This window comes from Devosia sp., assembly GCF_035944845.1.
Taxonomy (GTDB): domain Bacteria; phylum Pseudomonadota; class Alphaproteobacteria; order Rhizobiales; family Devosiaceae; genus Devosia_A.
In genome coordinates this window covers 1-21,608 of the sequence record NZ_DASZAW010000074.1, presented here as the reverse complement: position 1 = coordinate 21,608, position 21,608 = coordinate 1, and the positions used below count along the sequence as shown (strand labels likewise).

Genomic DNA, 21,608 nt, shown 5'->3' with positions numbered 1-21,608 from the left:
GGGGTCGAAGTGCGCCGGCGAGGCTTCCGAGCAGAACACGAGCTGCTTGGCATAGACGCTGCCGCCCATCACCGCGACGAGCGCAGTGGCGGCGAGCAGGGTTTTCATCAAATGCATGATGGTTGTCTCCCGAAAAGCATTGCGCCCCGGCATTCAAGGCAGAGTCCCTTCCGCCGGCCGGAGCTTGGCGCGCAACAAAGCGCTTTTTCTTCCGCCACGCAATGGCCCAGTTTGACCGGTTGGTCAAAGCACTGTCATGCGCAATGCCGTTTCAACAAAGACGCCATCGTCGCAAAGCTGGGTTTTGCTGGAGGTAAAGCGGTTGCGCAGCTGGGATCGATTTCACATCCCGCCGATTGACGGCAAGCGAGGCAGTGCCGCAAATGATCCGCCCATGAGCCAGTCCATCGCCACAATCGCCCTCGTCGTTGCCGACTATGACGACGCCATCTCGTTCTATGTCGACAAACTCGGATTCGCCTTGCAGAGCGACCTCGATATGGGTGACGGCAAGCGCTGGGTGACGGTGGCGCCATCCGGTGGCGGAGCGAAGCTCCTGCTGGCGAAGGCCGACGGCGCCTCGCAATCGGCCCATGTCGGCAACCAGACCGGCGGCCGGGTGGGGTTCTTTCTCGAGACCGACGACTTCATGCGCGACCATGCCGCCTATGTGGCGCGCGGGGTGAGATTCCTCGAGGAACCGCGACACGAAGCCTATGGCTCGGTGGCGGTGTTCGAGGACCTCTACGGCAACAAATGGGACCTGCTTCAGCCCAAGGGCTGAGACGTCCATCGCTTGTCGCCGATGGATGGTGCGGCTAGGCTCACCGGACTTCCCGCCCGACTTTCAGCAACTATCGGAGATAACCATGAGCAAGCGCCGACTTGGCCGCACCGAGCTTTTCATCGATCCCCTGGTTTTCGGTTGCAACGTGCTCGGTTGGACGCTCGAGGAGCAGGCTGCCTACCCGGTGCTCGATGCCTTCCTTGATGGCGGCTTTGCGGCGCTCGATACCGCCGACAGTTACGGCAAGGGCAAATCCGAGACGATCATCGGCAACTGGATGAAGGCGCGCGGCAACCGCGACAAGGTGCTGGTGTTCACCAAGGTCGGCTCGGATATGGGCCAGGGGCATCGCGACCTCAGCGCCAAATGGATCGCCGAGGAGGTCGACGCGTCGCTCAAACGGCTGCAGACCGACTATATCGATCTCTACCAGACCCACTGGCCCGACCCGAATACGCCGCAGGAAGAGACGCTCGAGGCGCTCGACAAGGTCGTGAAGGCCGGCAAGGTGCGCTACATCGGCTCGTCCAACCAGGATACGGCCCTGCTCAGCGAAGCGCTCGGCATCTCGAGGGCCAAGGGCTACGCCCGCTACGAGACGATCCAGAACGAGTTCAACCTCTACGACCGGATCAAGTTCGAGGAGGTACAGGCGACCTGCGTGGCCGAAGGGGTCTCCGGGATCGGCTATTTCAGCCTGGCGCGCGGCTTCCTCGCCGGCAAGTATCGCAGCGCGGCCGACGCGCAGCTGAGCCCGCGCGGCCAGGCGGTGGTCGAAAAATACCTCAACCCCAAAGGCTTCCGTATTCTCGACGCACTCGATGCCGTCAGCAAGCGCACCGGCGCGTTGCCGGCCGAGGTGACGCTGGCCTGGATCGCCGCGCAGCCCGGCGTCGGCGCACCGATCGCCTCGGCGACCTCGGTGGAGCAGGTCAAAAGCCTGATGCGCGGGGCCAACCTGACGCTGAGCGCCGATGACCTGAAACTGCTGACGGACGCCGGCAAGTGAAACTGGCTTCATGGGCGCCACCCCCGGTGACCGCCCTATTTCCAACGGCGTCGTCGCGGTTGGGGCTGATGCTGAGCCTGACGACGATGATGGCCGCCCCTAGCCTCGCCCAGGAGGCCGGCTGGCATTATTCGCCGCTGGAAGGAGAAGGTGATCGGGCGGCTTTAGGCTGCGCTGCAGAATCGACGCCGCAGGAATTCGTCTGCATAGCGGTACGCTGCGAAGACGATTTCGCGGTCGGCATCCACCTTTACACCAGCCGGCCCGGCGGCGACGCCGGGCGCTGGCGCATCGATATCGACAAGGAAGACGGGCACGAGGTCGACGCCAAGCCGGATGGCTCGCCCTATCACGCCCGGATCGAGGGCGACGTGGCGCCGCTGCTCGATGCGCTGAAGAATGGCGGGCTCGCTTATCTCGATCCGAAAGCCGGGCCGGACCTGCCCAGGAACGGCATTGCGCTCACCGGCTCGCTCTACGTCATCAACCAGGCGCTGTACTTCTGCGCACCGCGCGTGCCGCCGACGACCGCATCAGTCGCCGAGTAACTCGGCGATTGCCATGCGCTTGAAATTGGCGACGTAGGCGTCCCCCTCCTCGCGGCTGACCGAGATGGCGAGGCGCATGCTGGCACTGCCCAGATACATCACCAAGGTGGCGCGGTTGAGCAGTTCTGCCGGATCGGCATCGGGATAGATCCGCTGCAGCACGGCGCCGACCAGCGCGCCGTTCTCGTGGCTGTCGGCGAGATCGATGCCGTGCAGCGACTTGTCGGCCTGAGTACCGGACCAGATGTCGCGCATCACCGGTTCGGCGAGGAACAGGCCGTAGTAGATGTCGATCAATTCGCCGAAGGCGCGGCGGAACCCGGGCGCATCGTTCACCCCGGCAAGGCCGTCGCGAATGCAGGCCCGGCCCTCTTCATTGTAGCGTTCGGCCAGCGCACCGATCACCGCCGCCTTGTCGGGGAAGTACTGATAAAGCGAGCCGATCGAAATTCCCGCATCGATGGCCAGTTCCCCCATCTTCATGGCGTCGCTGCCACTGCGCTCGATCAGACCCTTTGCGGCATTGAGGATGCGCTCGACCCGCTCGCGGCTGCGCTGCTGCTGTGGGGTACGCCGCGCAGGGGCCGTAGTCTCGAGGCTTTCAGCCATAAGTGAGTAATCCTCATATTTTCCTTGACGGCATAATATGAGGATTTATCACCTTTCGCAACGTGAGACTTCCTCATGTTTTGCGAATGGAGCATGAAATGACCAAACCCATCCTGATTATCGGCGGCCGCGGCAAGACCGGGGCGCGCGTTGCAGATCGCCTCGTGGCACGGGGGCTGCCGGTGCGGCTGGCCTCGCGGTCGACGGGCTTTGACTGGACCGACAGCAGCACCTGGGCGGCGGCGCTCGATGGAGCCGCGAGCGCCTACATCACCTACTACCCCGATATCGCGATCAAGGGCGCGGCCGAGGCGATCAGCGCCATCGCCGAGCTGGCCCTGTCGCTCGGGGTGAAGCGGCTCGTGCTGCTGTCCGGCCGAGGTGAGCCGGAGGCGCAGCGGGCCGAACAGCAGCTGATCGCCTCGGGCGCCGACTGGACCATCGTGCGGGCCAGCTGGTTTAACCAGAATTTCGACGAAGGGCAGTTCCTTGAGATGGTGCTCGGCGGCGAGGTGGCGCTGCCGGTCGACACGGTGCGGGAGCCGTTCGTCGACTGCGACGACATTGCCGATGTGGCGGTGGCGGCGCTGACCGACGACCGCCACATCGGCGAGGTCTACGAAGTCACCGGACCGCGGTTGCTGACGTTTGCCGAAGTCATTGCCGAGATCAATCGGGCGAGCGGCAGCAGCGTCAAGTTCCGCACCATGCCGGCCCATGAGTTCCTCGATTCGCTCGCCGGCAGCGAAATGCCTGAAGAGATTGCCGGGCTCCTGGAGGAGCTGTTCAGCGAGGTGCTGGACGGCCGCAACGAATCCATCGCCGATGGGGTGCAGCGCGCCCTCGGGCGGCAACCCAAGGATGTTGCCGATTTTGCGCGCGAAGCGGCAGCCAAGGGCGCCTGGAGGCAAGCATGAACTGGATCGATATCCTCAGTATCGTGGTGGCGCTCGGCGCGTCGCTGATTGGCGGGACGTTCTTCGCCTTCTCCAACTTCGTGATGCCGGGCTTTGCCCGGCAGCCACCGGCCAGCGGCATTGCGACGATGAATGCGATCAACGTGACGGTGCTGAACGCCGGGTTTCTCGGCGCGTTCATGGGCACGGCCATCCTGGGGCTGGCGCTGGTGCTCGCGGTGCTGGTTGCGGGCGGCAGCCCCTGGGCCGCGGCAGGGGCGCTGGTCTATGTCATCGGCACGTTCGGCGTGACCATGGCGATCAACGTGCCGATGAACAACCGGCTGGCGAAGTTCGACGCCGAAAGCGCCCAGGGCGCCGCATACTGGTCGAGCTATCTTTGGGACTGGACCCGGTGGAACTCCATCCGCTCCGGCGCCGCGATGCTCGCCACGTTGCTGCTGATGCTCTCGCTCATGCGATGAGGTAGCCGCCGTCGACCGGCAGGATCGCTCCGGTGATGAAGCCGGCGAGCGGTGAACACAAGAACAGGGCGGCGGGCGCCAGGTCCGCCGGCGTGCCCCAGCGGCCAAGCGGGGTCCGGCCCATCAATTCGGCGTTGCGCGCCTCGTTGGCACGCGGCACCGCGGTCATCGCTGTCTCGATCCAGCCCGGCGCCAGCGCATTGACGCGGATGGCGTCCTTGGCAAACGCGACGGCGAGCGACTTGGTGAGGCCGGCGACAGCGTGCTTGCTCGCTGCATAGGCAGGGGCGTGCGGCGCGCCGAAGAACGAGAACATCGAGCCGATATTGACGATGGCGCCACCGGAAAGCTTGTCCTTGAAGGCGTAGGCGGTGCGCATCGAGCCGTTGAGGTTGATGTCGATGACGGTCGCAAAACCATCGACGGTGTGCTCGGCGGCGCGGAGGTTCACCCCGGCGCAGTTGACCAGTGCGGCAACTCTGCCGAAAGTCGCGGCGTACTCGGCGACCTGCTCTGAGTTGCGGACATCGAGTTGGGTGTAGCGGAAGCGCGGCTCGGCCGCGGCGCCGGCTTCGACCTCAGCCTGGGTGGCGCCAGTGACATGCACCACCGCGCCGGCGTCAGCGAAGGCCCGGCCGATGCCCTGCCCGATGCCGGAGGTGCCGCCGGTGATGACGACAGTTTTGCCGGCGTAGAATTCGGATGCCCAGCTCATTGGAATGCTCCGCTAAGGCCCCCTCACCGCCGCTTCGCGGCGACCTCTCCCCCAGGGAGAGGTGGTGCAGAGGCTCGATCTTGCCACAGCGCACCTCTCCCTTGGGGGAGAGGTCGGTCCGAAGGACCGGGTGAGGGGGCCTTTTGCCTACCGCACGAACTGCTCCACGTAGTCGGCGCCCAGCCCCACCTTTTCGTAGTGCTTCCTGCACATGTCGATCTTGGTGAAGACGTCCTCGAAGCCGATCTGCCTGTTGTCCTTGTCGAGATAGACCATGCAGCCGGAAATGTTGAAGAAGGTGATCATCTCCGGGGTGTCCTCGGGGACGGTGAGGGTGTGGATCTCGCCCGGCGGTTCGAACACATAGGAGCCGGTCTCGGCGACCCAGTCGTGCTCGAGATAATGCCAGCGCCCCTTGATGACGTAGCCATGCACCGGTTGCGGATGGAGGTGACGGCTCAGGATCCCGGCGCGACGGACGCGCAGCAGGTTGCACCACTGGCCTTGCAGGGTGTTGAGGAACAGCGGCCGGAACCACACGCCCTCGGCCTGCGGCACCCAGACCCGTTCGTCCTCGGGCACCGCGGTGATGGCGATTTCCTTTGGAGCCATCGGGTGGGCCGAGCCGTTGAAGGTCTCGTACATGGCAGGTCTCCTTGAACTGGTATGGTAGTTGTAGGCGGTGCGAGCCAACTCTGCCAGTCGACCTACGTCTAGTGGGGCAGTAGGCAATCGGCAGTCGGCAGTCGTCCTGGCTGCCTGCTGGCTACTATTGCCGACTGCCTACTGCCGACTGCCGACTGCCGACTGCCGATTGAGACAGGCGTGGGGGCGCTCCGTTTACCAGTGGAACTCGTCGACGTTTTCGCGGGCGCCGAGGAGGAAGGCGTCGCCGATCAGCCGCAAGGGCGAGCCGTCCATTTCGGACTTGCCCTTCTTGAGCAGCTTGGCGAAGCGCTCATAGATCGCCTCGTACTCACTGGACGGGTTGGCGACGGTCTCCTTGCCATCGACCCTCAGCACGGTACCGCCGCGTTCGAGCTTCAGCTCGGTGCCCTTCCGCGTCTCCATCGCGATGGTCCAGATCTCGCCCGACTCTTCGAGCCAGTTGAAGCCGGCGCTGAGCTTGGGCTGGTGCTTTTCGGCCGACTTGAAAACGATCTCGACATCGACCGGCGTCTGCCGGTTGGACGGGAACTTCAGCCTGGCGCTCTCGACGAAGACCGGGAACGGCATGATCCTGGTGAAGATCGACATGGCGTTGATGCCCGGATCGCAAACGCCGAAGCCACCGGGTTCCCACACCCATTCCTGGCCCGGATGCCACTTGCGGACGCTCTCGCGCCAGTCGATGCGAACCGAAGCGACGCCTTCGTCCTTGAGGATGAGTTTCGCCGCGTCGACGGCGGCGTTGTAACGCGAGTGCCAGGTCTGGAACAGCACCCTGCCCTTCTTCTCGCCATAGGCGACGAGATCCTCGAATTCGGTGATGGTGGGGGTCGGCGGCTTTTCCAGCAGCACGTCCTTGCCGGCGTCGATGGCCTGCCGCACATAGGCGTGGCGCACGCCGGGCGGGGTGCAGATAGCGACGACCTTGACCTCGGGCATGGCCTTGTAGAGTTCGGCCGGGGTCCTGAACACCGGCACGTCGCGATGGCCGAGGCCGCGGGTCGAGACGCAGGCCGCGAGCTCGAAATCCGGGCTCTTGTCGATCACCGGCAGGTGCTGATCCTGCGCGATCTTGCCGATCCCGATGACGGCGATCTTCTTTTTGGCCATTGCCGAAACACTCCCTGAAAGCGGCGGCACTTAAAGGCATGGGCGGCGGAAAGGGAAGTTCCTCGCAAAGGAAAAATCGTCCGGCTGCCTAAGGTGGGCTATGCTGCAGCGCAAACTCTGGAGCATCACCCGGGAGAGTTGCGATGTCGCGGGCATTCGTCAGTGAAGGCAACAGCGTGCCGCAGGTGTTCGCCTCGGCGGACAGCGCCGAAAGTGCCGCCAACCTGCAGCGGGCAATGGACGGTAAGGACTACGACTACGAGGTGCGCCCGCGTCAGCGCGGCGGCTACATGGTGGCGCGGCTGACAAAGGATGGCGAGTTCGACTCGTGGGTCGAGGAATAGGCGAGCGCAGTCGGCAGTCGGCAGTCGGCAGTCGGCAGTCGGCAGTCGGCAGTCGGCAGTCGGAGGAGATCTCGTTTCCTACCCCGATTGTCTACCCCTACTGCCTACTGCCGACTGCCTACTGCCGTCTTACCGCACGATGACGGCGCGGAAGTCGTTGACGTTGGTGCCGGTGGGACCGGTGAGCAGCAATCCGCCGACGGCGCGGAAGGCAGTGTAGGCATCGTTGTTGGCCAACGCCCTCCGCGGGTCGATGCCGGCCGTTCGCATCCTCGCGGCCGTGTGGCCATCGCAAACCGCGCCGGCATTGTCCCCTGCGCCATCGATCCCGTCGGTATCGGCGGCAAGCGCGGTGATCCCTTCGATGCCGTCTATGGCCAGCGCAAAGGCCAGCAAAAACTCGGCGTTGCGGCCCCCGCGGCCGTCGCCGCGGATGGTAACGGTGGTTTCGCCGCCCGACAGCAGCAGCGTGGGCTTTGTGAAGGGACGGTTGCGGCTCTTGATCTCGCGGGCGAGCGCCGCGTGGACGGCGGCGACATCGCGGGCTTCGCCTTCGATGGCGTCGGAGAGGATGTGGGCCTCGAGCCCGGCATTTCGTGCCTCGGCGGCCGCCGCCTCGAGCGACAGGGCGGCGGAGGCGACGATGCGAACGGTGTTGTGCTGGAAGCGCAAATCGCCGGCGCGGGGTGCCAGGTTGCGATCGGACGCCAGCAAGTCCTCGGCCGCCAGCGGCAGCTTCAGCCGGTAAAGCGCGGCCAGGTGACGGGCTTCGGCCCGACCTGAGCTCAGCGGCACAGTCGGCCCTGAAGCGACCAGCGAGGGATCGTCACCGGGGATATCCGAAACGATGAGGGTGGCGACACGCGCCGGCGAGGCCAGTGCGGCAAGGCGGCCGCCCTTGATGGAGCTGAGCTCGTTGCGGATGACGTTCATCACCGAGATCGGCGCGCCCGAGGCGAGCAGGATTTCGTTGACCGCCTGCTCGTCCTCGAAGCTGAGGCCGGCCGCCGGTTGCGGCAACAGCGCGGAACCGCCGCCGGAGATCAGCGCCACCACCAGGTCATCATGGCCGAGCCCGGACACCGTCTCCATCAGACGGCGCGCCGCGAGGTAGCCCGCCATGTCGGGCACCGGGTGAGCAGCTTCGACAATCTCGATACGCTCGCAGGACGTGCCGTAGCCATAACGGGTAACGACGAGGCCACGATGGATCGGGCCGGGCCAGGCCTTCTCGAAAGCGCGTGCCATCTGCGCCGATGCCTTGCCGGCGCCGATGACGATGGTACGGCCCGGCGGCGGCTCCGGCAGGTTGGCGGCTATGGCATGCTGCGGCTGGGCGGCATCGACGGCGCGGTGATAGAGCCGTTCGAGAAGGTCGCGATCCATGGAGCCCCGGGTGCTGATTTGCCGAGATATTGGCGGCGACGCCCGGCTGAGGCAAGCGCCTGGGCCATGCGGCAACACGTTCATGCCCGGTACAGCTCAGTTCTGCTAAAAAGCGCGCCAGAAGATGCACCGGTCCGCTCTGTGTCCGATGCGCAACGTTAACAGCTGGTCCTGCCGAACAAAGGCGAAATGGCCACCCCACGCGAGGTTCAAGCGTCAGGACCTAGTTGCCGCCGCAGGAAACCAGCGACATAGTCAGGGTATCGATCGTGGACGCGATCGAAGGGCCTGCCAGGAAACAACAATGAACAGAATTCGTCCTCTCGCGGGCGCGTTGCTCGCGATACTCATGCTGTCTCCGCTTGCTGGAGCGGCCGTTGCCGGCGACGTACTGCCGCTCGACCCCGGTGGCGGACTGCCGCCGATCGATGGCACCGGCCCCGCCGGGACCGGCCCGATCGATGGTCTTGTCCCTCCAGGCACGGCCGAGCTGGGCACGGTCGAGCCGGGCGCCGTCGCCACAACGACGTCGACCTCGAGCGGCGGTGACGGCGACTCCGACTACGAGCCGCCCCTGCAGACCAGGCATTTCGGACTCAATGTCCAACTGAGCTGCACGGTGTCCGGCCCCCCCAACGCCATTGTCGTGGTCAATCACAGCGCCGAGGCGCTGCCGCCCGGCACGCGGATCAAGTGGCAGCTGAAGGGCGAAGGCAAACGCGGCTTCTTTGCGCTGCTGCGCCCCCTGCCTGGTGGCGATACACTGGTTGCGGACAATGTACTCGATGGCGCCATCAGCCAGGCGGCCGACTGCGTGGCGCGGGTGATCTAGGCCCCGCCCTGTCCACCCAGTGGACAGCTTGTCGGACTGACAAAAAACTGACATCGAACGGGGCTAGTCAGCCCCGTCCCTTGCCGAACCCCAGTTCCCGATGCCCGAACGTTTCGCCATTTACTACGCCCCCGGTGCGGCCACCCCGCTCTGGGCAAAGGCCGCCGAATGGCTGGGACGCGATCCGCTGAGCGGGGCAACGATCGACGGGCCGCTCGCCGGCACGGCGCGCGACGCCCTGTTCGACCGCAGCGTGTCGGCGCGCCGCTACGGTTTTCACGCCACGATCAAGGCGCCGATGGCGCTGGCCGCAGGCAAATCGCGCGCCGAACTCGAGGATGCGCTGGCTGATTTCGTCGCTGATGCCGAGCCGGTAGCCATCGGCCGGCTGAAGCTCAGCCTGATCGACGGCTTCCTGGCGCTGACTCCGGCACAGCAGACGGCTGAGCTCACCGACTTCGCCAGCCAGGTGGTCGAGGCGTTCGAACCGTTCCGGGCGCTGCCGTCGGCAGCCGAACGTGAGCGCCGGCTGAAAGGCGGGCACCTGAGCGCCCGGCAGATCGAACTGATGGACCGTTTCGGCTACCCTTATGTGTTCGAGGAATTCCGCCTGCACATGACGCTGACCGACCGGTTGCCGGAGCATGAGCGCGAAGCATACCAGCGGGCTGCTGCGGCGCATTTCGGCCCACTGGCCGAAGCCGAGACGCTGCTGGACAGGTTAGTGCTGTTCCACGAACCCGAGCCGGGGGCGCCGTTCGTGCGGCTCGACGATTTCATTCTCACTGGGGAGGCCGCCGATGAGCGAATTCGCGCTCGCTAACGCTCGTATCGTCCTGAGCGACGAGGTGGTCACCGGTTCGGTGCTGGTGCGCGACGGAGTCATCGCCGCGATCGATACCGGCACGGCCCGTGCCGGCGAGGATGTCGAGGGCGACTACGTCATCCCGGGCCTTGTGGAACTCCACACCGACCATTTCGAGAACCACTATCGGCCGCGGCCGGGGGTGACCTGGAACGCCATCGCGGCGCTGCAAAGCCATGACGCGCAGGTGGCAGGCGCCGGGATCACCACGGTGTTCGACGCGGTGCGGATCGGCTCGGACCCCGAGACCGGCGATATCACTGCCGACGTGCGCGCCATGGTCGACGCTGTGGCGGAAGCCGACGCGACCGATCGGCTCAGGGCCGACCACCACATTCACCTGCGCTGCGAGTTGGCGACGCCCGACGTAGCGCAGCAGTTCGAGGACAATTGCAGCAACCCGATCGTCGGGCTGGCCTCACTGATGGACCACACCCCGGGCGCGCGCCAATACACCACGCTCGAGCACTACATCGCCTACTACCAGAAGAAGCTGCGGCTATCGGACGCCGAGATGGCGCAGTTCATCGCCGACCGGCAGGCGGAGCGCGACAAGTATGCCGACACTAACCGCGCCGCCATCCTGAAGCGCGGCCGCGAGATCGGCCTGGCCTTCGCCAGTCATGACGACGCCACGGTCGAGCATGTCGACGAGGCAGTGCGCGACGGCATGGCGATTGCCGAGTTCCCCACCACCATGGAAGCGGCGCGGGCCTGTCACGAGGCTGGCCTCGCGGTGCTGATGGGGGCGCCAAACGTGGTGCGCGGCCAGTCGCACAACGGCAATATCTCGGCGGCGGAACTGGCCAAGGCCGGCGTGCTCGACGTGCTGAGCTCGGACTATGTGCCGTTCGCGCTGATCTATGCGGCGTTCCTGTTGCCCGAGCGGGCCGACAATATCAGCCTGCCGCAGGCGATCGGCATGGTGACATCGCGGCCGGCAGCGGCAGCGCATCTGGGCGATCGCGGCGAGATCGCCGTGGGCAAGCGCGCCGATCTGGTGCGGGTGCGGCGGGATGACCCGGTGCCCGTGGTGCGCTCGGTGTGGCGGCAGGGCAAGCGAGTCAGCTGATGCACAATGGCGCCCTCGCTCTCGTGGTCGGACCGTCGGGCGCCGGCAAGGATACGCTGATCGGCGCGGCCAAGACGGCGCTGGCCGACGACCACCGCTTCAGCTTCCCGCGTCGCGTGGTGACTCGTGCGGCGATGGTCGAGCTCGAGGACCATGACAGCGTCGACGCCAGCGAGTTCGGGCGGCAGAGGCTGCGCGGCGCATATGCGCTCGATTGGGAAGCACACGGGCTTTGCTATGGCGTGCCGGCGGCGATCGAAGCGGCCATGGTGGCCGGGCGGATCGTGGTGGTGAACACCTCCCGCAAGGTCATCGAGCGGGCGATCGAGAAATATCCCAACTGCCACGTCCTGCTGGTGACGGCGCGACCCGAGGTGCGGGCCAGGCGCCTCGCTGGTCGGGGGCGGGAAAGCGCCGAGGACATCGAGGCTCGCCTGCGACGCGAAGGCGCTCCGGTGCCCGATGGCGTGGTGCCGGTGGTGATCGACAATTCCGGCGGGCTCGACGAGGGCATTGCGACCTTTGTCGGCGCACTGCGCGCCGTCGCCGATTGAACCTGCCGCCGGGCTGATGCGTTGCAGCTAGCAACAGCGTCAGAGGACCCCGCATGAGCAGAAGTTCGCTTTACACCATTATCGCAGTGCTTGCGGCGCTCGCCGTCGGCTTCGCCATCTACGTCGCCTATCAGGAGTCGCAGAAGCCGGCGCTCGAGATCCGCGTCGACGAGGGAGGGATCAAGATCGATGGCAATGGCGGTTGACGAAGCCCTGCGCACCCAGTTGATCGAGGAAGCGCTGAAGCAGGCCCTTGAACGGCAGTCGGTCGAGAAAGTGGCCGATCTCGACCTCACCAAGCTCGCAGTCGACATCGAAGCGGTGATTGGCGCCGAGCGACACCCGCTAGACCCCGAGGGGGATGGCCTGACCACTGGCGAGCTCAACGCAGCGAACGATCTCTGAAACAACAAGGGGCCGCCCGTCTCACCCGGGCGACCCCTGATTTTGTGAACCGATCGGCCCTCGAAGCATCGAGATCAACCGGAAAAGTCTCACGACTTTTCCTGCTCTCGCTCCATTGGCCACGCGCTCGAAACGGACTGGTCTCAACCCGGCCCTGAGCGCAGTTCGGTCTTGTGTTACAGCTTGGCGACGCACACCTTGCCGACACCGGCATTCTTGGTGCCGAGCTTGGCAGCGGCTGCCTTGCTGAGATCGATAATGCGGCCCTTGGCAAAGGGACCGCGGTCGTTGATCGTAACCTTGATCGACTTGCCCGTCCGCTGGTTCGTGACCTTCACGACCGTGCCGAGGGGGAGGGTCTTGTGGGCGGCAGTCATGGCATTCTCATTGAACCGCTCGCCCGAGGCCGTCTTCTTGCCGTGGAAACCTGGTCCGTACCAGGACGCCCCACCGCACTGATCTGCCATTGCGCCTGTGACTGAGGTCATAAGGCCCGTCACGAGGGCGGCGGCGACCAGAACGATTTTCCTATTCAACCTTAGACTACTCACGCTTGTTTTCGATGGCCGGAAAAGGCTTTGGCGGTGTGGCGAGAATATGAACCGAAAATGAACGCTGGCCTTCCAAGTGCAACCGTTGCGGAAATGCATCAGTAGCATTACCCGGCCTCGCGGGAATTTTGCACGAGATTCCAGAAGCTTGCCCGGCCTCAGGCAATGACTCGAAAAAGGAGCCAGCCTGGCGAAGTTTTTCACGGCGAGACGAGAAAAGCTGCCCGAAGGCGGGAGCCGATAGAAAGAATAAGGCGGCAATTCGGTCGGAAAAGACGGCAGATGGCCCTCCAACGTCCTTGTCGCAGGCCATGAATACCCATCGGTGCCGCCACTCCGGCACGGGTCGCAAATTCCCATTTTTGACCAATTGATAAAATTTCGGAGCTGCGCTAGCGTCCTCAGTCTGGAATGGCTCTAAGGAGAGAGGGAGCTGCCGATGAGCGGGGGAATGCTCAAGCAAGGCATCGCATCGGGGCGACTGGAACCCGGCCAGTACGCACGCAATTTTTCCGACCTGCATCCGGCGCTCGACCGGCACGAGGCCTTTGTCGAGGCCGACCGCTGTTACTTCTGTTTCGATGCGCCCTGCATGAACGCCTGCCCCACCGAGATCGATATCCCGATGTTCATCCGGGAGATCTCGACGGATAATCCGCTGGGGGCGGCCGAGACGATCTTCGAGCAGAATATCCTGGGCGGCATGTGCGCCCGCGTCTGCCCCACCGAGCAATTGTGCGAAGATGCCTGCGTGCGCATGGAGGCCGAGGGCAAGCCGGTCAAGATCGGCCAGTTGCAGCGCTATGCCACCGATATCGCGATGGCGGAGAATGCGCAGTTCTTCACCCGCGCGCCCGCTACCGGCAAGACGGTCGCCGTGGTCGGCGCCGGCCCCGCCGGCCTCGCTGCAGCGCACCGGCTGGCGGTGCACGGGCACGACGTGGTGATCTACGACGCGCGCCCCAAGGCGGGTGGGCTCAACGAGTACGGCATCGCCTCGTACAAGACGCCGGACGGCTTTGCGCAGGCCGAGGTCGACTATGTCACCTCGATCGGCGGCATCGAAATCGCACTCGGCCAGCGGTTGGGGCAGGACCTGACGCTCGACCGACTGCTTGAAACGCATGACGCGGTGTTCCTCGGCATCGGACTGGGCGGCGTCAACACCCTGCGGGCCGAGGGAGAAAACGACGGCTCGGACGGGCTTGCCGATGCCGTCGATTTCATCGCCGAACTGCGCCAGAGCGACGATCTCTCAAAGCTCCCGGTCGGTCGCCGTGTGGTGGTGATCGGCGGCGGCATGACCGCGATCGACGCCGCCGTGCAATCCAAGCTCCTGGGCGCCGAAGAGGTGACCATCTGCTATCGCCGCGGGCAGGAGCACATGAACGCCTCGAGCTTCGAGCAGGATCTCGCGGCCTCGAAGGGCGTCACCATCCGGCACTGGTTGCAGCCGAGGCGCGTCTTGAGCGAGAACGGCAAGGTGACGGGGATCGAACTCGAATACACCGAGATCAAGGACGGACGCCTGAGCGGCATGGGTCATACGCTGACACTGCCGGCCGACCAGGTGTTCAAGGCCATCGGCCAGACGCTCGAGGACGAGACGGTAGCCGGGCTCGCGCTGACCGCCGGCCGCATCGAGACCGACGCCGAGGGCCGCACCTCGCGGCCAGGCGTCTGGGCCGGTGGCGACTGCATCGCGGCCGGCGACGACCTGACAGTGACTGCGGTGGCGCAGGGTCGCGACGCGGCCGAGAGTATTAACCGCTATCTCGCTGGAAACTGAGGAGGGACGCCATGGCTGACATCCGCAACAACTTCGTCGGGATCAAGTCGCCCAATCCGTTCTGGCTGGCGTCGGCGCCGCCGACCGACAAGGCCTATAATGTCGAGCGCGCCTTCAAGGCAGGCTGGGGTGGCGTGGTGTGGAAGACGCTGGGCGAGGAAGGCCCGCCGGTGGTCAACGTCAACGGCCCGCGTTACGGCGCGATCTGGGGCGCCGATCGGCGGCTGCTCGGGTTCAACAATATCGAGCTGATCACCGACCGCGACCTGCAGAAGAACCTGCAGGAAATCAAGCAGGTCAAGAAGAGCTGGCCGGATCGCGCCGTGGTCGTCTCGATCATGGTGCCGTGTGAAGAAGACGCCTGGAAAGCCATCCTGCCGCTCGTCGAAGAAACCGAGGCGGACGGGATCGAGCTCAATTTCGGTTGCCCGCACGGCATGAGCGAGCGCGGCATGGGCGCAGCGGTCGGCCAGGTGCCGGAATATGTCGAAATGGTCGTGCGCTGGTGCAAGCAATACTCCCGCATGCCCGTGATCACCAAGCTGACGCCGAATGTCACCGACGTGCGTCGCCCGGCGCGTGCGGCCAAGAACGGCGGCACCGATGCGGTATCGCTGATCAACACCATCAACTCGATCACCGGGGTCGATCTCGACAATTTCGCGCCGATGCCGACGATCGACGGCAAGGGCACGCATGGCGGCTATTGCGGCCCGGCAGCCAAGCCAATCGCGCTGCACATGGTGGCCGAGATCGCACGCGACGCCGAGACCCACGGCCTGCCGATCTCGGGAATTGGCGGGGTCACCACCTGGCGCGATGCGGCCGAGTTCATGGCGCTGGGCGCCGGCAACGTCCAGGTCTGCACCGCAGCCATGGTCTACGGCTTCAAGATCGTCGAAGAGATGATCTCGGGACTGAAGAACTGGATGGATGAGAAGGGCCACGCGACGCTGGAGGATTTCACCGGCCGCGCCACCCGCAACGTCACCGACTGGCAGTTCCTCAACCTCAACTACATCACCAAGGCGCATATCGACCAGGACAAGTGCATCAGCTGCGGCCGCTGCCACATCGCCTGCGAGGATACCTCGCACCAGGCGATCATGAAGGAGAAGGACGGCAAGCGGCACTTCGAGGTGATGGACGACGAGTGCGTGGGCTGTAACCTCTGCGTCAATGTCTGCCCGGTGGAAGACTGCATCACCATGATCCAGCTCGAGCCGGGGATGCTCGACGAGCGGACCAAGAAGGTGGTGGAGCCGACTTACGCCAACTGGACCACGCACCCGAACAACCCGATGCGCAAGTCGGTGGAGCCGGCGGAGTAGGCGACCTATTTGGCCTACCCCCCTCTGGTTTGGGCCGGGCCATGTGGTGCAACGCAACGCATAAGCCGGTGAAGGAAGAGTACCTCATCCCTGTCCCCTCCCCCGCAAGGAGGAAGGAGACCAAAACACCGGCGTCAGTGTTGGCGTCTCCTCCCCCCTTGCGGGGGAGGGACAGGGTGGGGGGTACTCTTCCCTCGCTGCACTATCAGCCTCTCTGCCGTAACCATTGTTCAACCATGCGCCGACGACGGCCCGCGGCGATAAGGGATTGGCAAACTCCCGCGCCGTAGCGTCCCCCTGACTTGGAGGGGATGATGGCACAGCGCGGTGCAGGGATGGTCGGTTCGGCTCGTCGAGCCGACGATGCTGCCATGGCGGCCGACCTCGAGCTGCCCCATCCGCGGCGCCTGCTGATTATCAGCATCGTGGCGCTCCTGCTGCTTGGGCTCAGCGTGGTAATCGCTGCCGCCTACTCCATCCTTTCGATAGATGAGACGGCGATCAGTGCAGAAACCGAACGGGCCCAGGTGGCGCTCACGGCGGTGATGCGCGCCGGGCAACCCGACGCTGCCGGCGCCGCTCGCCTGACCCAGGACTTCATGCTGAACGGCGCCAGGTTTGGCGAACCAACCAGCATCCAGGCCGGCGAAGTGGCGATCCCGGTTCCCGGCAGTTCAACACAGCTGATGTGGACGCCGCGGCGGCTCGGCACCGAACTGGCGCAGCACCTGGCGCCGATCCGGCTCCTCGCCAGTGCGTTGTTCCTGGGCGGCATCGCCATCGTGCTCAACCGGCTCTACCGGCTGGCGCGGCTGCTCGAAGCGCGGCGGCGGGCGGCGCAGGAACTGGCGGCGCGCGATGCACTGACGGGGCTGCACAACCGGCTCGGCTTCGACCAGCGGTTGGCGCGGTCGGGCAATGGTCCGGCCCTGCTCTATCTCGACCTCGACGGCTTCAAAAACGTCAATGACAGCTTTGGGCACGGCGCCGGCGATGACCTGCTGCGGATCGTCGCCGACCGGCTGAAGGGCCTGGCGCGTGATGGCGACTGCGTAGCGCGGATTGGCGGCGATGAGTTCGCTTTCCTCCGCCTGCCCCCGACCTCGCGTTCGGAACTGGCCGAACTGGCGGCCGATATCGGGGTGGCGTTGAACGAACCCGTTCGTCTGGGGACGACGCAGATCCAGATCGGCGCCAGCATCGGTATCGCCATGGGCAGCGAACATGGCGATGACCGCGCCCGCCTGATCGCCGCTGCCGATGCGGCGCTCTACCGGGCCAAGGCCCTGCCCGGGCATGCCTTCGTGTTCGCCGACTCTCCCACCATCGCTGTCGCGGCCTGACTCCCGCCGCCGTCAAGATAGGACTCGACTCCTGTCATAATCATGGATAAACAATATCCATGATTTGGGAGTTGGACGATGAAGCTGAGCGACGGGGTCGAGCAGGCCATCCACTGCATGCTGATGCTGAGCGGGTTGCAGGCAGATGGCGCCATGCCGGCGGCGGCGATGGCGGAGTATCACGGCGTTTCGACCAGCTATCTGCTCAAGCACCTGCAGGCACTGGCCGGCGCCGGGCTGCTGACGTCGGTGCCGGGTCCGCGCGGTGGCTATCGGTTGGGCCGGTCAGCCGACAAGATCAGCCTACTGGACGTGGTGCTCGCCATCGAAGGCACGGGGCCGGCGTTCCGGTGCACGGAAATCCGGCAGCGCGGGCCCGAGCCCCTGGCCTCGAAATTCTTTGCCAAACCATGCGCGGTCACCGCGGCGATGCTCCGAGCCGAGCGCGCCTATCGCGACGAACTCCGCAAAGTCACAATCGCCGAACTCGCCCACAACCCGGGTACCGAGCTCGGCAATGCCATCGCAGGGCGCAGTTGCGCCTTCCTTGAACAGCACGAGCGGCGCCCCGCCGCCGGCTAGATCCCGTTCCCCAACCAAGAAGGACAATTCCCATGCGAGCTCGCCTCGACATCAGCAAAGTTGCGCCCGAAACCTACCGCGCCGTAGCCGCGCTCGACCGTTTCGTGGTCAAGGAAACCGGGCTCGAGCCGCGGTACATCCACCTGATCAAGCTCTACGCCTCGCATATCAACGGCTGCGCCTATTGCGTCGATATGCACATCAAGGAAGCGCGGCACACCGGAATGCCGGACCAGTGGATCAACCTCGTAAACGTGTGGCGGGAATCGCCGGTCTACAATGACGCCGAACGCGCCGTGCTGGCCTGGACCGAGGCGCTGACGCTGCTGGCCGACACCCGAGCGCCGGACGCGGCGTACGAGCCGCTGCTGGCCCATTTCACCGAAGCGCAGATCGCCAACATCACGGTGGCGATCAGCACCATCAATGTCTGGAACCGGGTCACGGTCGGGCTCAGGACGCTGCACAGCATTGCGCCGGAAACGGCGGCCGCCTGAGACGCACGATTTTGGTGGGCCGGTGTCGATTCCGGCCTGCCCCGTGCGTCGTTGTCCTGTAACTAGGGCGCTTCACGTTCGGTGAAGCGCTCGTCGCACATCCGAGGAGCTTCGCGCATGTTTTCGACTTTGATCTTTCTCGCCCACCTCCTGCTGGGCGGCGCTTTCGTGGTTTTCGGCATCCGCAACATCAAAGCCATTCCGGGCCTGGCGAGTTTCCTCGCCGGCAGGAAGGTCATCCAGCCGGAGACGGCGGCAAGATTCGGTGTGGCCCTGCAGATCGTCGGCGGCGCATTGGTGGTGCTGGCGCCGTTCGTACCGTTTGCCGGAGTGCTGGGCGGGCTGGCGCTGATCCTGTTCCTGGTGCTGGCCACCCTGTTGTTCCACCCGTTCTGGGAGTTTTCGGGCGAGGAGCAGAAGCCGCACGTGCAGTCGTTCATCATGAACAGCGGGCTGACCGGGGCGTTCCTGCTGGTTATCGCCTATGGACTTTAGCCACCCGTGAGCATTGCCGACAGCAGCATCGAGACATTGAGCGCGAGGCGACAGCGGGTGCTGTCGCATCTCGCCATGCTGCTATTCGCGGCGCTGATCGCGGGCTCGTTCACCTTTGGGGCGCTCACCGTGCCCTATATCCATGCAGTGCCGCTCAATGCGCTGCGTTTCGTGCTCGCGGCGTTCATGATGGGGGCGTTCGCCTTCGGCGTGGCGCGGCAGACGTTCACCTTTCCAGCCGCACCCTGGCGGTTCGGGATCAACGGGTTTCTGACCGCCGTCTATTTCGTCACCATGTTCATCGCGCTGACCATGACGCAGCCGGTGGCAACCAGCGCGGTCTATACGCTGGTGCCGCTGATGACGGCGGTGACGGCCTATTTCATCGTCGGGCAGCGCTCGGGCCTTGCCGTGCTGATCAGCCTGCTGCTCGCCGGCCTCGGGGCGATCTGGGTGATCTTTCGCGGCGATATCGATGCGCTGTTGCGCTTCGATATTGGCCAGGGCGAGCTGATCTACTTCGTCGGCTGCGTCGCCTACGCCATCTACACGCCGCTGCTGCGCCGCTTCAACCGCGGCGAGCCGGCGCTGGTGCTGAGTTTCTGGACCATGGTGGCGACGGCAGTGTGGATCGTCCTTTACGGGCTGCCGGAGATCCTCGCGACCGACTGGCTGCACCTGCCGGCGCTGGTCTGGTGGGTGGTGCTCTACCTCGCCATCGGTCCGACGGCGGTGTGCTTCTTCCTGATCCAGTATGCCTCGGCACGGCTGCCGGCGGCCAAGGTCATTGCCTATGGCTACCTGGTGCCGGCCTTCGTCATCGTGTTCGAGGGCTTGGCCGGGCACGGTTGGGCGAGCCTCAGTGTTGCCGCGGGGGCGGCGATCACCGTGCTGGGGCTGGTGGTGCTGGCGCTGCTCAGGGAACGCTGACCAACTCGCGCCGGCGCTCGACCACCCAGCGACGGAAGGCGCCCTGGTAGAGCGACATCGGCCAGGGTTGCGGGGTGGAGAGAAACCAGGATTTCTCGATAGCGGCGAGCCAGGAGCGCTCGATGAGAGGGCCGACGCCGACCTGATCCTCTTCGCCGAGACCCGACGAGGAATAGACGGTGAGTTCGCCGAAAAAGATTGCGCTGCCGCTGAGGTAAAAGTCGACGCGAACGTGGTCGAGGCCGCGGCTCAACTTGCGGGCAATTTCGGCGGCTCGCTCGAACATGTCGCGCCGTACGAGCTCGGCCGCAGCGGGCGCATCGGCGGGGTGGAAGGCAGCGCCGTCCCGGGTGAGATAGCAACCGCGCGCATCGGCAGTCTTCCAACTGACGCCGACAAAGGCGGAGGCGATCTCGCCATCCTGACAGCGGAAGGTCAGATCGATGAGATCGGTTGGAGCGGCGATCAGGCGCTCGAGCATCAGGCGGCTGGAGACCTGGTCGTAAGCCCATTCGCCGGGTCCACGTTGCGGGTGGCGCAACCAGCGGCCAAAGCGCTGCCGCAGGGTGGCATCGTCCCAGCGGCCGCGTCCGGGGAAGTAGTTGCTGTCGGTGCCGCTGTTGACCTTCAGCACCTGATCGTCGGTGGGCAGGCCCGGTGGCAGGTCATCGAGCGATGTACCGGTCCACAGCAGGTCGGACATGCCGAGATCGGAGATGCGCGCCTTGGCCCATGCTCGGGCGGCGAGCTTGTCGCAGAAGGTGACAAAGAGCGGGTTGCGATCAAAGACCTTGCGCCACTGCATCAGCGCATCGTGGCCACGCGGACGGGCGAAATCGGGCACGTAACCGAAATGTCGGCGGCAGGCGCGCACCAGGCGGCGATTGGTCAGGCGGACCCAGGCGTCTGCAGCGCTGAGGATCCATTGGTCGGCACGGCTCGTCACGGCACTTCCCCCGCCCGCGAAGCCCGCGGACCACGGGGCCGTGTTCATGGAGTCGGCGCCGAGGGTCAACCCCGACAAGGAGTTGTAAGCGGTTACTTCGGCAGCAGCCCGTGCAGGAACAGGTTTTCGAGAAAGCGGGCGGCGTCCTCGAAGCGGCCTTCGCCGCCGCGGTCCTTGCCGAGCACGGCGCGGACCTGCACGTCGAAATCGGCATAGTGCTGGGTGGTGGCCCAGATCGAGAAAATCAGGTGATAGGGGTCGGTGCGGACGATCTTGCCGGCATCCATCCAGCCCTCCATCACCTTGGCCTTTTCGTCGACCAGGGCCTTGAGGTCGGTCTCCAGCATTTCGAGCACGCGCGGCGCGCCCTGCAGCATCTCGTTGGCGAAGAGCCGGCTCTGGCGCGGATAGTCGCGGCTCATCTCGAGCTTCCTGCGCAGGTAGGAGCGGAGCTCGGGGATGGGGTCGCCGACCGAATCGATCTCGCGCAGCGGCGCCAGCCAGATGTCGAGCATCTCGGCGAGCAGGCGCTGGTAGATCTCTTCCTTGCGCGGAAAATAGTACAGCAGGTTGGGCTTACTCATGCCTGCCGCTTCGGCGATCTGGTCGATGGTGGCGCCGCGAAATCCCTCACGGCTGAACACGTCGAGCGCCGCCTCGAGAATGACTTCCTGCTTCTCGCGCTGGATGCGCGTCTGCGCCCTTGGGCGCTTCGATGGCGCTGCCTTTGCGCCCCCTTTGCCGCCCTCGGTCTCCAGCATTTTCACCTTGATCGGCGGCATGGGAGTGATAACGTTTTTTCCAACTGGTCAAATTTCTGGATAACACATCCAAAGGTCAAGCGCCAAATATACTTGA

28 protein-coding genes are annotated in these 21,608 nt (G+C 65.1%); 19 read left to right on the top strand and 9 right to left on the bottom strand.

Going from position 1 to position 21,608, the window contains the following annotated elements; translation table 11 throughout:
• Positions 1-394 precede the first annotated feature (394 nt).
• The 3 genes from VGV07_RS14815 to VGV07_RS14805 all read left to right on the top strand — a co-directional run bounded on the left by VGV07_RS14815 (position 395) and on the right by VGV07_RS14805 (position 2,344).
• Positions 395-784 (top strand): VOC family protein, encoded by a 390-nt coding sequence (locus tag VGV07_RS14815; protein WP_326869488.1) that lies wholly within the window; start codon positions 395-397, stop codon positions 782-784.
• Between the two features lie 85 nt (positions 785-869).
• Positions 870-1,796: an aldo/keto reductase gene (locus tag VGV07_RS14810; protein WP_326869487.1), complete on the top strand. Its 927-nt coding sequence runs from the start codon at positions 870-872 to the stop codon at positions 1,794-1,796.
• A gap of 26 nt (positions 1,797-1,822) precedes the next feature.
• Positions 1,823-2,344: a hypothetical protein gene (locus tag VGV07_RS14805; protein ID WP_326869486.1), complete on the top strand. Its 522-nt coding sequence runs from the start codon at positions 1,823-1,825 to the stop codon at positions 2,342-2,344.
• On the opposite strand, the gene VGV07_RS14800 is transcribed toward VGV07_RS14805, so the two are convergent.
• Positions 2,330-2,953, bottom strand: coding sequence for a TetR/AcrR family transcriptional regulator (locus VGV07_RS14800; protein WP_326869485.1), 624 nt, complete (start codon positions 2,951-2,953; stop codon positions 2,330-2,332). The genes VGV07_RS14805 and VGV07_RS14800 overlap by 15 nt on opposite strands.
• 98 nt (positions 2,954-3,051) lie before the next feature.
• Here VGV07_RS14800 and VGV07_RS14795 point away from each other — a divergent pair, with 98 nt between their 5' ends.
• Both VGV07_RS14795 and VGV07_RS14790 read left to right on the top strand, forming a co-directional pair.
• Complete coding sequence (locus VGV07_RS14795; protein WP_326869484.1) at positions 3,052-3,870, top strand: NAD(P)H-binding protein; 819 nt, start codon at positions 3,052-3,054, stop codon at positions 3,868-3,870.
• Entirely contained in the window at positions 3,867-4,334 is a 468-nt protein-coding gene (locus tag VGV07_RS14790) for a DUF1772 domain-containing protein (protein WP_326869483.1), read from the top strand. The genes VGV07_RS14795 and VGV07_RS14790 overlap by 4 nt, the downstream gene beginning before the upstream one ends.
• Here VGV07_RS14790 and VGV07_RS14785 read toward each other — a convergent pair.
• From VGV07_RS14785 to VGV07_RS14775, 3 genes are all read right to left on the bottom strand, one after another.
• Complete coding sequence (locus VGV07_RS14785; RefSeq protein ID WP_326869482.1) at positions 4,324-5,049, bottom strand: SDR family NAD(P)-dependent oxidoreductase; 726 nt, start codon at positions 5,047-5,049, stop codon at positions 4,324-4,326. The genes VGV07_RS14790 and VGV07_RS14785 overlap by 11 nt on opposite strands.
• Positions 5,050-5,196: 147 nt before the next feature.
• Positions 5,197-5,694 carry a 2,4'-dihydroxyacetophenone dioxygenase family protein gene (locus tag VGV07_RS14780; RefSeq protein ID WP_326869481.1) on the bottom strand — a complete coding sequence of 166 codons (498 nt, stop codon included), beginning with the start codon at positions 5,692-5,694 and terminating at the stop codon, positions 5,197-5,199.
• Positions 5,695-5,889: 195 nt separating this feature from the next.
• Entirely contained in the window at positions 5,890-6,828 is a 939-nt protein-coding gene (locus VGV07_RS14775) for a Gfo/Idh/MocA family oxidoreductase (protein ID WP_326869480.1), read from the bottom strand.
• 143 nt (positions 6,829-6,971) lie between these two features.
• Here VGV07_RS14775 and VGV07_RS14770 point away from each other — a divergent pair, with 143 nt between their 5' ends.
• On the top strand, positions 6,972-7,172 hold the full coding sequence (locus tag VGV07_RS14770; protein ID WP_326869479.1) for a hypothetical protein: 201 nt from the start codon (positions 6,972-6,974) through the stop codon (positions 7,170-7,172).
• A gap of 129 nt (positions 7,173-7,301) precedes the next feature.
• On the opposite strand, the gene VGV07_RS14765 is transcribed toward VGV07_RS14770, so the two are convergent.
• Positions 7,302-8,558, bottom strand: coding sequence for a glycerate kinase (locus VGV07_RS14765; protein WP_326869478.1), 1,257 nt, complete (start codon positions 8,556-8,558; stop codon positions 7,302-7,304).
• A 304-nt stretch (positions 8,559-8,862) separates the two neighbouring features.
• On the opposite strand from VGV07_RS14765, the gene VGV07_RS14760 reads away from it, so the two are divergent.
• From VGV07_RS14760 to VGV07_RS14735, 6 genes are all read left to right on the top strand, one after another.
• Entirely contained in the window at positions 8,863-9,390 is a 528-nt protein-coding gene (locus VGV07_RS14760) for a hypothetical protein (protein ID WP_326869477.1), read from the top strand.
• 100 nt (positions 9,391-9,490) lie between these two features.
• Entirely contained in the window at positions 9,491-10,213 is a 723-nt protein-coding gene (locus VGV07_RS14755; RefSeq protein ID WP_326869476.1) for a DUF1045 domain-containing protein, read from the top strand.
• On the top strand, positions 10,191-11,327 hold the full coding sequence (locus VGV07_RS14750) for an alpha-D-ribose 1-methylphosphonate 5-triphosphate diphosphatase (protein ID WP_326869475.1): 1,137 nt from the start codon (positions 10,191-10,193) through the stop codon (positions 11,325-11,327). Before VGV07_RS14755 ends, VGV07_RS14750 begins: the two co-directional genes overlap by 23 nt.
• Entirely contained in the window at positions 11,327-11,881 is a 555-nt protein-coding gene (gene phnN, locus VGV07_RS14745; protein ID WP_326869474.1) for a phosphonate metabolism protein/1,5-bisphosphokinase (PRPP-forming) PhnN, read from the top strand. Before VGV07_RS14750 ends, phnN begins: the two co-directional genes overlap by 1 nt.
• A gap of 53 nt (positions 11,882-11,934) precedes the next feature.
• Complete coding sequence (locus VGV07_RS14740; protein WP_326869473.1) at positions 11,935-12,087, top strand: hypothetical protein; 153 nt, start codon at positions 11,935-11,937, stop codon at positions 12,085-12,087.
• Complete coding sequence (locus VGV07_RS14735) at positions 12,071-12,286, top strand: hypothetical protein (RefSeq protein ID WP_326869472.1); 216 nt, start codon at positions 12,071-12,073, stop codon at positions 12,284-12,286. The genes VGV07_RS14740 and VGV07_RS14735 overlap by 17 nt, the downstream gene beginning before the upstream one ends.
• Positions 12,287-12,462: 176 nt before the next feature.
• Here the strand turns inward: VGV07_RS14735 and VGV07_RS14730 are convergent, their stop codons facing one another.
• Both VGV07_RS14730 and VGV07_RS14725 read right to left on the bottom strand, forming a co-directional pair.
• On the bottom strand, positions 12,463-12,753 hold the full coding sequence (locus tag VGV07_RS14730) for a septal ring lytic transglycosylase RlpA family protein (protein ID WP_414649955.1): 291 nt from the start codon (positions 12,751-12,753) through the stop codon (positions 12,463-12,465).
• A 76-nt stretch (positions 12,754-12,829) separates the two neighbouring features.
• The gene (locus VGV07_RS14725; RefSeq protein WP_326869470.1) at positions 12,830-13,150 is read right to left on the bottom strand and encodes a hypothetical protein; all 321 of its coding nucleotides are present in this window, start codon (positions 13,148-13,150) and stop codon (positions 12,830-12,832) included.
• A gap of 126 nt (positions 13,151-13,276) precedes the next feature.
• Between VGV07_RS14725 and VGV07_RS14720 the strand changes: the two genes are divergently transcribed.
• The 7 genes from VGV07_RS14720 to VGV07_RS14690 all read left to right on the top strand — a co-directional run bounded on the left by VGV07_RS14720 (position 13,277) and on the right by VGV07_RS14690 (position 19,804).
• Positions 13,277-14,626: an NAD(P)-dependent oxidoreductase gene (locus VGV07_RS14720; protein WP_326869469.1), complete on the top strand. Its 1,350-nt coding sequence runs from the start codon at positions 13,277-13,279 to the stop codon at positions 14,624-14,626.
• Between the two features lie 11 nt (positions 14,627-14,637).
• On the top strand, positions 14,638-15,957 hold the full coding sequence (gene preA / locus VGV07_RS14715; protein WP_326869468.1) for an NAD-dependent dihydropyrimidine dehydrogenase subunit PreA: 1,320 nt from the start codon (positions 14,638-14,640) through the stop codon (positions 15,955-15,957).
• Positions 15,958-16,271: 314 nt separating this feature from the next.
• The gene (locus VGV07_RS14710; protein ID WP_326869467.1) at positions 16,272-17,300 is read left to right on the top strand and encodes a GGDEF domain-containing protein; all 1,029 of its coding nucleotides are present in this window, start codon (positions 16,272-16,274) and stop codon (positions 17,298-17,300) included.
• Positions 17,301-17,378: 78 nt separating this feature from the next.
• Positions 17,379-17,882, top strand: coding sequence for an Rrf2 family transcriptional regulator (locus VGV07_RS14705; RefSeq protein WP_326869466.1), 504 nt, complete (start codon positions 17,379-17,381; stop codon positions 17,880-17,882).
• A gap of 32 nt (positions 17,883-17,914) precedes the next feature.
• The gene (locus tag VGV07_RS14700; protein WP_326869465.1) at positions 17,915-18,379 is read left to right on the top strand and encodes a carboxymuconolactone decarboxylase family protein; all 465 of its coding nucleotides are present in this window, start codon (positions 17,915-17,917) and stop codon (positions 18,377-18,379) included.
• A 117-nt stretch (positions 18,380-18,496) separates the two neighbouring features.
• On the top strand, positions 18,497-18,874 hold the full coding sequence (locus VGV07_RS14695) for a DoxX family protein (protein WP_326869464.1): 378 nt from the start codon (positions 18,497-18,499) through the stop codon (positions 18,872-18,874).
• 6 nt (positions 18,875-18,880) lie between these two features.
• Positions 18,881-19,804 (top strand): DMT family transporter, encoded by a 924-nt coding sequence (locus VGV07_RS14690; RefSeq protein ID WP_326869463.1) that lies wholly within the window; start codon positions 18,881-18,883, stop codon positions 19,802-19,804.
• Here VGV07_RS14690 and VGV07_RS14685 read toward each other — a convergent pair.
• The gene (locus tag VGV07_RS14685; protein ID WP_326869462.1) at positions 19,791-20,750 is read right to left on the bottom strand and encodes an ATP-grasp fold amidoligase family protein; all 960 of its coding nucleotides are present in this window, start codon (positions 20,748-20,750) and stop codon (positions 19,791-19,793) included. The two genes, VGV07_RS14690 and VGV07_RS14685, sit on opposite strands and share 14 nt — an antisense overlap.
• Positions 20,751-20,842: 92 nt before the next feature.
• Positions 20,843-21,511, bottom strand: coding sequence for a TetR family transcriptional regulator C-terminal domain-containing protein (locus VGV07_RS14680; RefSeq protein ID WP_326869489.1), 669 nt, complete (start codon positions 21,509-21,511; stop codon positions 20,843-20,845).
• Between the last annotated feature and the right edge of the window lie 97 nt (positions 21,512-21,608).